Annotated in this window: 11 protein-coding genes, 1 tRNA gene, 1 other RNA gene and 1 pseudogene; 6 read left to right on the plus strand and 8 right to left on the minus strand. The window is 66.4% G+C overall.

The window, feature by feature from the left end; genetic code table 11:
• From BST27_RS28150 to BST27_RS28160, 3 genes and pseudogenes are all read right to left on the minus strand, one after another.
• Nucleotides 1-354: pseudogene (locus tag BST27_RS28150) on the minus strand (hypothetical protein); the annotation flags it as partial.
• Nucleotides 355-447: 93 nt separating this feature from the next.
• Entirely contained in the window at nucleotides 448-1,059 is a 612-nt protein-coding gene (gene recR, locus BST27_RS28155; protein ID WP_069417941.1) for a recombination mediator RecR, read from the minus strand.
• A gap of 23 nt (nucleotides 1,060-1,082) precedes the next feature.
• Entirely contained in the window at nucleotides 1,083-1,505 is a 423-nt protein-coding gene (locus BST27_RS28160) for a YbaB/EbfC family nucleoid-associated protein (protein ID WP_069417940.1), read from the minus strand.
• A gap of 97 nt (nucleotides 1,506-1,602) precedes the next feature.
• Between BST27_RS28160 and BST27_RS28165 the strand changes: the two genes are divergently transcribed.
• Complete coding sequence (locus tag BST27_RS28165) at nucleotides 1,603-2,364, plus strand: Rv3717 family N-acetylmuramoyl-L-alanine amidase (protein ID WP_197518072.1); 762 nt, start codon at nucleotides 1,603-1,605, stop codon at nucleotides 2,362-2,364.
• Here BST27_RS28165 and BST27_RS28170 read toward each other — a convergent pair.
• The gene (locus BST27_RS28170; protein ID WP_069417938.1) at nucleotides 2,361-2,807 is read right to left on the minus strand and encodes an SRPBCC family protein; all 447 of its coding nucleotides are present in this window, start codon (nucleotides 2,805-2,807) and stop codon (nucleotides 2,361-2,363) included. The genes BST27_RS28165 and BST27_RS28170 overlap by 4 nt on opposite strands.
• Nucleotides 2,808-2,888: 81 nt before the next feature.
• On the opposite strand from BST27_RS28170, the gene BST27_RS28175 reads away from it, so the two are divergent.
• Both BST27_RS28175 and BST27_RS28180 read left to right on the plus strand, forming a co-directional pair.
• Entirely contained in the window at nucleotides 2,889-4,268 is a 1,380-nt protein-coding gene (locus BST27_RS28175) for an FAD-binding oxidoreductase (RefSeq protein ID WP_372515473.1), read from the plus strand.
• A complete protein-coding gene (locus BST27_RS28180; RefSeq protein WP_197518071.1) occupies nucleotides 4,265-5,572 on the plus strand; it encodes a class I SAM-dependent methyltransferase in 1,308 nt (435 codons plus the stop codon). The genes BST27_RS28175 and BST27_RS28180 overlap by 4 nt, the downstream gene beginning before the upstream one ends.
• Before the next feature lie 22 nt (nucleotides 5,573-5,594).
• On the opposite strand, the gene BST27_RS28185 is transcribed toward BST27_RS28180, so the two are convergent.
• The 3 genes from BST27_RS28185 to ffs form a co-directional block, all read right to left on the minus strand.
• Nucleotides 5,595-7,409 (minus strand): DNA polymerase III subunits gamma/tau, encoded by a 1,815-nt coding sequence (locus BST27_RS28185; protein ID WP_069417935.1) that lies wholly within the window; start codon nucleotides 7,407-7,409, stop codon nucleotides 5,595-5,597.
• Nucleotides 7,410-7,526: 117 nt separating this feature from the next.
• Nucleotides 7,527-8,816 carry an aspartate aminotransferase type Ic gene (locus BST27_RS28190; RefSeq protein ID WP_139805422.1) on the minus strand — a complete coding sequence of 430 codons (1,290 nt, stop codon included), beginning with the start codon at nucleotides 8,814-8,816 and terminating at the stop codon, nucleotides 7,527-7,529.
• Between the two features lie 48 nt (nucleotides 8,817-8,864).
• An RNA gene (ffs, locus tag BST27_RS28195) (signal recognition particle sRNA small type) lies at nucleotides 8,865-8,961 on the minus strand.
• A gap of 57 nt (nucleotides 8,962-9,018) precedes the next feature.
• Between ffs and BST27_RS28200 the strand changes: the two genes are divergently transcribed.
• Both BST27_RS28200 and lucA read left to right on the plus strand, forming a co-directional pair.
• A tRNA-Ser gene (locus BST27_RS28200) sits at nucleotides 9,019-9,104 on the plus strand.
• Between the two features lie 105 nt (nucleotides 9,105-9,209).
• Nucleotides 9,210-10,043, plus strand: a complete 834-nt coding sequence (lucA, locus tag BST27_RS28205; RefSeq protein ID WP_069417933.1) for a lipid uptake coordinator LucA — start codon at nucleotides 9,210-9,212, stop codon at nucleotides 10,041-10,043.
• Nucleotides 10,044-10,047: 4 nt separating this feature from the next.
• Here the strand turns inward: lucA and BST27_RS28210 are convergent, their stop codons facing one another.
• Nucleotides 10,048-10,788 (minus strand): enoyl-CoA hydratase/isomerase family protein, encoded by a 741-nt coding sequence (locus BST27_RS28210; RefSeq protein ID WP_069418040.1) that lies wholly within the window; start codon nucleotides 10,786-10,788, stop codon nucleotides 10,048-10,050.
• Between the two features lie 96 nt (nucleotides 10,789-10,884).
• On the opposite strand from BST27_RS28210, the gene BST27_RS32700 reads away from it, so the two are divergent.
• A complete protein-coding gene (locus BST27_RS32700) occupies nucleotides 10,885-11,370 on the plus strand; it encodes a lipoprotein LpqH (protein WP_069417932.1) in 486 nt (161 codons plus the stop codon).
• Nucleotides 11,371-11,460: the final 90 nt, after the last annotated feature.

Below are 11,460 nucleotides of genomic sequence, written 5' to 3' on the forward strand. Positions count from 1 at the left end.
GTCGAAGAACCCAAGGATATTCAGGCCGTCGAGCGCACCCGTGAATTCCGCGGCCGCCGCCCACCAGCGCCCACCGCCGCCCACCGAGATTGCCGTGACGGCTGCGCCCTGGGCACCCACCACAACCATGGGTGCAATCTCGACGGCCGCCGCCCACCAGCGCCCACCGCCGCCCACCGAGATTGCCGTGACGGCTGCTCCTCGAGCACCAACCACAACCATGGGTGCAATCTCGCCGGCCGCCGCCCACCGCGACCACCCGCCGCCCACCGAGATTGCCGTGAGGGCTGCTCCTCGAGCACCAACCACAACCATGGCCGCAATCTCGCCGGCCGCCGCCCGGCCGACGCCCACCCGCCGCCCACCCAGATTGCCGTGAGGGCTGCGCCGCGGGCACCGACCACAACCATGGCCGCAATCTCGCCGGCCAAAGCGAGACGCCAGAAGTCAGACGAGCACGCGACGGCCCGCTAGGGCGCGACCAAGCGTCAATTCGTCGGCGAACTCCAGATCGCCACCCATGGGAAGCCCAGACGCGATCCGGGTCACGGTCAACCCGGGGATGTCGCGCAGCATCCGCACCAGATAGGTCGCCGTTGCCTCACCCTCGGTATTGGGGTCGGTGGCGATGATCACCTCGGTGATGTCGACGTCGTCAACGCGCTGGCCTATCCGAGTCAGCAACTCCCGAATGCGCAACTGATCCGGCCCGATTCCGGACAACGGGTCCAGCGCCCCACCCAACACGTGGTAGCGGCCGCGGAATTCACGGGTGCGCTCGACGGCCTGAATATCCTTGGGTTCTTCGACCACGCACACCACCGACGCATCTCGACGCGCGTCAGAACAAATCCGGCATCGCTCGTCGTCGGAAACGTTGCCGCACACCACGCAAAACCGCACACCGTCGCGAACCTTGCCGAGCACAGCCACCAGCCGGTCAATCTCCGGCGGCTCCACCGACAACAGGTAGAACGCGATGCGTTGCGCGCTCTTGGGGCCGATGCCCGGCAACTTGCCGAGTTCGTCGATCAGGTCCTGAACGGGTCCTTCAAACATGCTGGCGCAAGTGTCAGGGCGGGTCAGACCCCCAGGCCGGGGCCAGGACCGCCCGGCCTCGGCCCAGGCGGGACCGGCGGCGCACCCGGGCCACCCGGCGGCACACCCGGTTGCCCCGGCTGCGCCCCAGGCGGGGCCGGCGGACGCATCGCCCCGGCCAACGCCCCCAGACGCTCCTGCGCCATCTTGGTGACCTGCTGCGAGGCGTCGCGCATCGCGCCGACGATCAAGTCCTGCAAGGTCTCGATGTCGCTGGGATCAACGACCTTGGGATCGATCGTCACCCCGACTACCTCGCCGCTGCCCTTGACCTCAACCTTGACCAGGCCACCGCCAGCCGAACCGTGCACTACCGAGTTCGCCAGTTGGTGCTGGGCTTCCAGTAGCTTTTGTTGCATCTGCTGCGCCTGTGCGAGCAGTTGCGACATATCGCCTCCGGGTTGCATGACAGTCCCCTCGCATCTTGGTCTCGAGTTGGTTTCGCCTGCGGTTGTCGGCGATTTGAAACCTCAAGCGTAGACGGCGCCGCGCTACCTTGGCGCCGTGGACCTACGAGTTGGCCTTCGTGTCGGGGTGGCAATGGCGGCCGGGGCGCTTGTCGCGGCCGGGACACCCAGCATCCCGGCAGCAACCGCCGCCCCTTCCAACATCGCCGGCATGGTCGTATTCATCGACCCCGGCCACAATGGCGCCAACGACGCATCCATCAGCCGCCAAGTGCCCACCGGCCGCGGCGGCACCAAGGACTGCCAGGCCAGCGGGACGTCAACCAACAGCGGCTACCCGGAACACACCTTCACCTGGGACACGGCACTGCGCTTGCGCGCCGCCCTCAGCGCGCTCGGCGTGCGGACCGCCATGTCGCGCGGTAACGACAACGCGCTGGGTCCCTGCGTGGACGAGCGCGCCAACATGGCCAATTCGCTGCGTCCCAACGCGATCGTCAGTCTGCACGCCGACGGCGGCCCGGCGACCGGCCGCGGATTCCACGTCAACTACTCATCCCCGCCGCTTAACGCGGCGCAGTCCGGACCGTCGGTGCAGTTCGCCCGGGTGATGCGCGATCAGCTGCAGGCATCGGGCCTCCCCCCGGCCAACTACATCGGCCAAGGCGGCCTGTACGGGCGCTCGGACCTGGCCGGGCTCAACCTCGCGCAGTATCCGTCGGTCCTGGTCGAGTTGGGCAACATGAAGAACCCCGCCGACTCGGCGCTGATGGAGTCCGCCGAGGGCCGGCAGAAGTATGCCGAAGCACTGGTCAAGGGCGTCGCGGGCTTTCTGGCCACCCAGGCCCAGACGCGCTAGCCCGAGGAGCTTTCCAGCTCTTTCTTCAGGTTGGCCAACACTTCGCCCTGGATCTTCTTCAGCCCCAGCGGCGCAAATGTCTTCTCGAAGAATCCCTTGATGCCGCCCGCCCCGTTCCAGGACGTCTTGACGGTGACGCTGGATCCAGGCCCCGCGGGAGCGACCGTCCAGTTCGTCACCAGGGACGAGTTCGCGTCCTTCTCGATCACCGTGTGACCGGCCACGTCCACGCTGGCCTGAACGTCGCGCACCCGCGATTCGGTGGCCTGCAGTCGCCATTTCGCCACCGTGCCCTGCCCGTGACCACCCTCGAGGACCTGGTAATCGCTGTAGTGCGACGAAAGGATCTTGGGGCGGACGGTCTCGTAGTCGGCCACTGCTTCAAGCACGGCCGCGGGCTCAGCGTTGATCAAGATCGTGCTGGCTGCGCTCACCTGTCCCATTAGGCGCAACTCCTTCTGGTTACTCCGTGTCTGGCAGAAAAGTCCGCACTGCACGGTCGGATGTCGACGACTAGGATATCTGTGGTGGCTGTCCCTGGATCCGCACAGTCAGCTCACACTGCAGCTGTAGAGCGTTTGCGCGCAAGTTATCGATCCATCCCGCCGACTGCGCCGGTACGACTCGCCAAGCCCACCTCGAATTTGTTCCGCGCTCGCGCCAAAAGCGGTGTGCGCGGCCTTGATACGTCGGGGCTGACCGACGTTTTGGGCGTCGACCCCGATGCCCGTACCGCCGACGTCGCCGGCATGTGCACCTACGAGCGGCTGGTGGCCGAGACGCTGCGTTACGGCCTTGCGCCACTTGTGGTTCCGCAATTGAAGACCATCACCATCGGCGGCGCCGTCAGCGGCTTGGGCATCGAGTCGGCATCGTTTCGCAACGGCCTGCCACACGAATCGGTGCTGGAGATGGATATCCTCACCGGCGCAGGCGAATTGCTCACCGTATCCGCCGACGAGTACCCCGACTTGTACCGCGCGTTTCCTAATTCCTATGGAACGCTTGGATATTCAACACGAGTAAAAATCTTGTTGGAGCCAATCAAGCCGTTCGTGACGCTGCGACATGTCCGATTCCACTCGGTGGACGCACTCATCACGCAACTGGAACGGGTCGTCGACACCGGTGGATACGACGGCGTCCCGGTCGATTACCTCGACGGAGTGGTGTTCAGCGCCGACGAGAGCTACCTGTGCCTGGGCATCCGGACCATCACCCCGGGGCCGGTCAGCGACTACACCGGCAAAGACATTTACTACCAGTCGATCCGGCATGACACCGGGATCAGGGACGACCGGCTGACGATTCACGACTACTTCTGGCGTTGGGACACCGACTGGTTCTGGTGCTCACGCGCGTTCGGCGCGCAGAACCCGCGGGTGCGGCGATGGTGGCCGCGCCGCTACCGGCGCAGCAGCTTCTACTGGAAGCTGGTAGCCCTGGATCAACGGTTCGCTATCTCCGACCGGATCGAAAAGCGCAACGGCCGTCCCCCACGCGAGCGGGTGGTGCAAGACGTCGAGCTACCGATCGAACGGGCAGGCGAGTTCCTCGACTGGTTCCTCGAAACCGTGCCCGTCACGCCAATCTGGTTGTGCCCGTTGCGACTGCGCGACCACCAAGGCTGGCCGTTGTACCCGATCCGACCGGACCACACGTACATCAACATCGGATTCTGGTCGTCGGTGCCGGCGGGTGCCACCGAGGGTGAGACCAACCGCAAGATCGAGAACAAGGTGAGCGAACTCGACGGTCACAAGTCGCTGTACTCGGACTCTTATTACTCCCCCGAGGAGTTTGACGCGCTCTACGGCGGGGAGTCTTACAACACCGTGAAGAAGACTTACGACCCCGATTCCCGTCTGTTAACTCTGTACGAAAAGGCGGTGCAACGACGATGACAGTGACTGCGCCCACCAACCCGTTAGGCCCCCGGCTGAGCATGGCGGAGGTTCTGAAGATCTTCACCGCCGCGGGGGAACAACCACTGAAGTTCACTGCCTACGACGGCAGCGTCGCCGGCAAAGAAGACGCCCCGTTGGGACTCGAACTCAAATCCCCGCGCGGCGCGACCTACCTGGCGACTGCCCCCGGGGAACTCGGCATCGCACGGGCCTACGTGTCCGGCGAGTTGCAAACGCACGGGGTACACCCCGGAGATCTCTACGACCTGCTGATGGCGTTGACCGACCGGGTCCAGTTCAAGAGGCCGTCCCTGCGGGTGCTGGCGAATGTGGTGCGGTCCATCGGAGTGGAGCACCTGCTGCCGGTCGCGCCGCCACCTCAGGAAACGCCGCCGCGGTGGCGCCGGGTCGCCGAGGGCTTACGGCACAGCAAAACCCGCGACGCCGACGTCATCCACCACCACTACGACGTCTCCAACACCTTTTACGAGTGGGTCCTCGGCCCGTCGATGACCTACACCTGCGCGGTCTACCCGACACCCGACGCGACGCTGGAAGAGGCCCAGGAAAACAAGTACCGGCTGGTCTTCGACAAGCTGCGGCTACAACCGGGTGACCGGTTGCTCGACGTCGGATGCGGCTGGGGCGGCATGGTGCGCTACGCGGCGCGGCGTGGCGTCCGCGCCATAGGTGCCACCTTGTCGGCCGAGCAGGCCAAGTGGGCGCAGCAGGCGATCGAGGACGAAGGGCTCGCGGACCTGGCCGAGGTGCGGCATTGCGACTATCGCGATGTACCGGAGACGGGCTTCGACGCGGTTTCCTCGATCGGACTCACCGAGCACATCGGCGTCAAGAACTACCCGCGCTATTTCGCGTTCCTCAAGTCCAAATTGCGCACCGGCGGGCTGCTGCTCAATCACTGCATCACCCGGCATGACAACACTTCGACGCCGTTCGGGGGCGGTTTCACCGACCGCTATGTCTTTCCCGACGGCGAGCTGACGGGCTCGGGACGCATCATCACCGAGATCCAGGAAGTCGGCTTCGAGGTGTTGCACGAGGAAAACCTCCGGCACCACTATGCGATGACGCTGCGTGACTGGGGGCGCAACCTCGTCGAGCACTGGGAGGAAGCGGTGGTCGAGGTCGGGCTACCGATCGCCAAGGTGTGGGGCTTGTACATGGCGGCATCGCGAGTGGCGTTCGAACGCAACAACATTCAGCTGCATCACGTATTGGCCGCCAACGTCGACACCTGGGGCGAGGACGGGTTGCCGCTGCGGCCCTGGTGGACGCCGTAGCCCGATGGCCGGGCTGACCGGCCTAGCCGTCGATGCGGCGGGCGCCCAGCTCATTCTGCAGCAATTCCAGGGCGACCTCTTCAGGGTCGCGCCGCGGGGCCGCCGGGTCGCTGCGTCCCGCTTCGGCCAGCATGCTTTCTTCTTCGGCGCGACGAGCCGCATCGACTTCCGGGCGGGGTTCTTCGCGCTTGGGGGCCGGCGCGTTTCCGACGGGCTCGCCGGAGCCGGTTTCACACCGCACCCGCCAGTTGACGCCGAGCGCATCCTTGAGAGCCTCGGCGATGACGTCGGCATTGCGTTGTTCACACAGCCGCTTGGCCAGCGGCGCCGACTCGTGAGCCAGCACCAGGGTGTTGCCTTCGAGGGCCCGGACGGTGGCGCCGGCCAGCATGACCTCGGTGGTCCGGCTGCGCTGGCGGACCTTTTCGCGGACCGTGGGCCACATCGTCCGCACCGCGGCCGCACTGAGTTCGCCCGGCGCGGCGGCTGGTTCCGGTGGTGGTGGCGGTTCCGGTGGTGCTGTGGACGCGGCAGGAGGCTCCCGATGAGCCGCGGGCGGCGGCGCGCTCTCGCGTGCGGGCGCGGACTCGCGTGCCGGCGCGCGACGCGGCGCCGGCGCTGGTTCGGCCACCGCGCTCGCAGCTGCGGCCGGTGCCGTGCTCGGAGCTGCTGCGGGAATCGACATATCCAGCCGCTTCTCAATCCGCTCGACACGTTGCAGCAACGCCGACTCGGCGTCGCTGGCCGACGGCAACAGCAGCCGCGCACACACCACTTCCAGCAGCAACCGGGGGGCGGTCGCACCGCGCATCTCCCCCAAGCCGGCCTGAACCACCTCCGCGTATCGCGTCAGAGTCGCCGGTCCGATACGCGCCGCCTGCTCGCGCATCTTGTCGAGCACGTCCTCCGGCGCGTCCACCACGCCACGGGATGCCGCATCGGGAACCGCCTGCAACAGGATCAGGTCGCGGAAGCGCTCCAGCAGGTCGGTGGCGAAGCGACGCGGGTCGTGCCCGGCGTCGATCACCGACTCGACCGCCCCGAACAAGGCGGCCGCATCGCCGGCGCCGAGCGCGTCGACCGCGTCGTCGATCAGCGCAACATCGGTGGCACCGAGCAGCCCCAACGCCCGCTGGTAGGTGACGTGCGACCCCTCGGCGCCCGCCACCAACTGATCCAGCACCGAAAGGGTGTCGCGGGGCGACCCGCCGCCGGCCCTGATCACCAGGGGATACACCGCGTCGTCGACGACGACACCCTCCTGCTCGCAGATGCGACCGATCAAGGTGCGCATGGTGCGCGGCGCCAATAGCCGGAACGGGTAGTGATGCGTACGTGACCGAATGGTCGGCAGCACCTTCTCGGGCTCGGTGGTGGCAAAGATGAAGATCAGATGTTCCGGGGGTTCCTCCACGATCTTCAGCAGTGCGTTGAACCCGGCGGTGGTCACCATGTGCGCCTCGTCGACGATGAACACCCGGTAGCGCGACTGTGCGGGCGCGTAGAACGCGCGGTCCCGCAGCTCGCGGGTGTCATCCACGCCGCCGTGGCTCGCCGCGTCGAGTTCGACCACATCGATGCTGCCGGGAGCATTGGGCGCCAACGCCACACAGGAGTCGCAGACACCGCACGGCGTGGCGGTGGGTCCCTGCGCGCAGTTCAGCGACCGTGCCAGAATCCGCGCTGACGATGTCTTCCCGCAGCCGCGCGGTCCGGAGAACAAGTACGCGTGGTTGATCCGGCCGGCTTCCAGCGCGATGGACAGCGGTTCGGTGACGTGCTCCTGCCCCACCACCTCGGCGAAGGTCGCCGGTCGATACTTGCGGTACAGAGCCACGTCAGCAGGCTACCGACGCGGGGTGACGCCTACCGGTTTGGCGTTGACTCTGCGCTGAGGGCGCACCGCACTCGCACTTTTCCGCCATCAGCGCAGAGTCAATTCCGAGGATCGCCCTCAAGGCGCGCTCGGTGATGGCTCGAGCACCGACTCGGTAGCCGCCAACAGGGCGCACGTCGCCAATCCGTCGACGGCGTCGCGCAGGTCCGGCAAGGAGGGGAACGTCGGCGCGATCCGGATGTTCTTGTCGTCCGGGTCCTTGCGGTACGGGAACGACGCGCCCGCCTCGGTGACCGCGATACCGGCATCCTTGGCCAGCGCGACAGTGCGGCGCGCCGTGCCGGGCAACACGTCGAGGCTGATGAAGTAGCCGCCTTTGGGTTCCGTCCACGACGCGATCTTGGAATCGCTCAGCCGCTTGTCCAGGATTTCGAGCGCCAAGGCGAACTTGGGCGCCAGGATCTGCTGGTGGCGCTGCATGTGCAGCCGCACGCCGTCGGCATCGCCGAAGAAGCGCAGGTGACGGAGCTGATTGACCTTGTCCGGGCCGATCGACTTCTTCCCCGCGTGCTGCAGATACCACGCGATGTTGCCCAGCGATCCGCCGAAGAAGCTGACACCGGCGCCGGCGAAGGTGATCTTCGACGTGGACGCGAAGACGTAGGGCCGGTTGGGGTTGTTCGCCTTCGCGGCCAGCCCCAAGACGTCGACCTGGCGGATGAAGTCGTGGGTGAGCGTGTGCACCGCGTAGGCGTTGTCCCAGAACAGGCGGAAGTCGGGCGCCGCCGTGCGCATCTGAACGAGCCGGCGCACGGTTTCCCAGGAATAGGTGATGCCGGTGGGGTTGCCGAAGACCGGTACGTTCCACATCCCCTTGATGGCCGGGTCGACGGCGACCAGTTCTTCGATCAAATCCACATCCGGCCCGTCCTGCAGCATGGGGACCGGAATCATCTCGATGCCCAACGATTCCGTGATGGCGAAGTGGCGGTCGTATCCGGGTACCGGGCAGAGGAATTTGACGCTGGGTTCGTCCTTCCACGGCCGCGGCGAATCCACCCCGCCATAGATCATCGAGAAGGCGACCAGGTCGTGCATCAGCTCCAGGCTGGAGTTGTTTCCCGCGATCAAGTTCGGCACCGGGATGCCGAGCAGCTCGCCGAAGATGGCCCGCAGTGCCGGCAGGCCGTGCAGGCCGCCGTAGTTGCGGGTGTCGACGCCTTCTGGGTCGCGATAGTCGTCGCCGGGCAGGCTCAGCAGCTGGTTGGACAGGTCCAGCTGTTCCGCGGCGGGTTTGCCGCGGGTGAGATCCAGGGACAGCTTCTTGGCCTGCAGATCTGCATAATCCTGCTGATGACGCGCATGCAGCTTGGTTAGCTCTTCAGGACTCAGGGAATCGAACGCCACCACACGGCCTTTCGGTCCGACGCTTGAATACTGGCTCTGCGGTCCCCGACTAAGGGGACCCCGCGCACCCGACAGAGCCCATTGACCCTTGCTGCCTTCCGGCCCTGGGGGAGTTCACAGGATAAACGCCGCGCGGGGTCCAACGAGAGTGTAATACCCGGGTTGGAAGCGTCAGCGGGCAAGTAGCCGCTACCATGGCCACGGAGGATTCGCCTAGTGGCCTATGGCGCTCGCCTGGAACGCGGGTTGGGTTAACAGCCCTCGCGGGTTCAAATCCCGCATCCTCCGCAACTAGTCGCCCGTATGAACGGGCGCGCCCGGCTGGCCGCGTAAGCGCGGTGACGGTTGTGGTCACCGCTAGACTGGCTCGGACTCACCGGCCTGAGGAGGGGTATGGGGCGCAAGCTGGCCACGTTGTGGCACGCGTCGTTTTCAATCGGCGCCGGCGCCCTCTTCTTCTTTTTCGTCCTGCCCCGCTGGTCGGAGTTGGTTGGCGACACGTCGGAAACGCTGGGCACGGTCCTGCGGGTCGTCACGGGTCTGTTGATCGGTCTGGCCGCGCTGCCGGTGGTTTTCAACCTGCTGCGCACCCGCAAGCCTGAGCTCGGTGTCCCGCAACTGGCGCTGTCGATCAGGACCTGGTCGATCATCGGCCATGTCCTGGCTGGGGTGCTGATCGTGGGCACCGCGATCAGCGAAATATGGTTCAAGGTGGACAGCGCCGGGCGGTGGTTGTTCGCGATTTACGGCGCAGCCGCCGCCATCGCGGTCCTGGCGTTTTTCGCCTTCTACCTGTCGTTCATTGCCGAGCTGCCGCCGCCTCCGCCCAAACCGCGCAAGGTGAAGGAACCCAAGCAGCGGCGTCGGGACCGCAAGAAGAAGAAGGACGCTGACGAGGCCGACGAACTCGACGAGCTCGAAGACACCGACGAGCCCGAGGAGTCCGAAGAAGTCGAGGCGTCCGAAGAAGTCGAGGCGTCCCAAGAAGTCGAGGAGACCGAAGCAGCTGAAACGGTCCAGGCTGCGACCGCCGAGACCGTCGAAGCGCCGGCGCCCAAGCCCGAACTGGAGTCCGAGCCGGAATCGGTGACCGAGGAAGTCTCGACCAAAGAGATCCGGAAGCCCAAGCCCGCCGACGAACCACGCGCCTTGCGCAACCGCCGACCAAGCGGCAAGACTTCGCACCGCCGTCGACGCACCCGCGGTGGCGTGGCCGTCGAGGAATAGTCCCTCAGCGCCGCCGCAGGCGCTCTAGATACTCGGCGATGCCGCGCTGAGTCTCCTCCGAGCCCCAAAGCTGTCGAACTTCGCGGTTGATGTCCTCGGACTGATGGATTCGCGCCAACGTAGGCCCGCGCAGCTGGGCCTTGGTGTGTTGGTACGCATCGGCCGGGATGCCACCGAGATCGGCCGCCTCGGCAATGGCCGCCTCGATGAGGCCGTCGGCGACGACGGTGTGGGCCAGGCCGCGGACCACCGCCTCCGCTCCGCGGTAGTTGCGTCCGCCCAGTAACACCTCGTCGGCGCTGACGCCGCACGCGTAGCGCATCACCTCTAAAGCGGCGACGGGGAACGGCACTCCGACCCGCACCTCCGCCGCACCGATTTGGGCATCGGGGGTGATCAGCCTGCGGTCGCAGGCGCACGCCAGCACACACCCGCCGGCGATGGCTGCGCCGTTGATCGCGGCCACCGTCGGCCCCGGGTAGCCGAACACCGCCTCGAACGCGTTCGACAGCGCAGGGACCAGCCGGTCGGTGTATTCGGATCCGCCCTGCACCACACGGTCAAGTTCGACACCGGCGCTGAACACCCGGCCGGCACCGGTGATGACCAAAGCGCCCGCACCCGACCACGCCTGTTGGCGGATGGCATCGGTCAACTCGTCGAGAACTTCGACGTCGAGGGCGTTCACCCGCCCCGCGGACAGGGTCACGACGGTCACCGATTCTTCGCGGCGGATGTCAATCACCACGCAACCATAAATTGGGATCGGTAGCGCCGCGATCAGGCTGTACTTTTTCTCATGACGACGCCAAAGGGGCGCCGCCTGACGGAAGGAAGTCCAGTGAAGCGAGCTATCGCGGTCGCGATCGGAACCCTTGGCTGTGCATCGATACTGGTGGGCTGCTCGAGCGGCGGTGGCGGCGGACACGCAGCCAGCCCGTCTTCGGCCGGCGGTGGTGACGGCAAGGAGAAGACCACCAAGGTTGAGGTGGGCGGCGCGCCACTGGCCGGGGTGGACCCCGCATCGGTCACCTGCGTCAAGCAGGGCGGCAAGATCAACATCGGCAGCGGGACCAACAACGGCCAGCAGGCACTGGCCGTGGTGATGACCGACGGAAACCCGCCAACCGTCGACTCCCTGGCCATGGTCGTGGACGGCAACGCCCTGTCCGTCGCGAACAGCATGGGCCAGAACGTCGGCGAGGCCACCGTCTCGGTGGAAGGAAAAACCTACACAATCACCGGTAAGGCGCAGGGCGCTGACCTGAAGAACCCGATGGCCGGAATGATCACCAAGGACTTCAACATCAAGGTGAGCTGCGGTTGACCCACGGGCATCCGGGGTGGCGGGGGGGGGGGGGGGGCCCCCCCCCCCCCCCCCCGGGGGGGGCGGGGCCCCCCCCCCCCCCCCCCCCCC

The organism is Mycobacterium intermedium (assembly GCF_002086275.1).
GTDB lineage: Bacteria > Actinomycetota > Actinomycetes > Mycobacteriales > Mycobacteriaceae > Mycobacterium > Mycobacterium intermedium.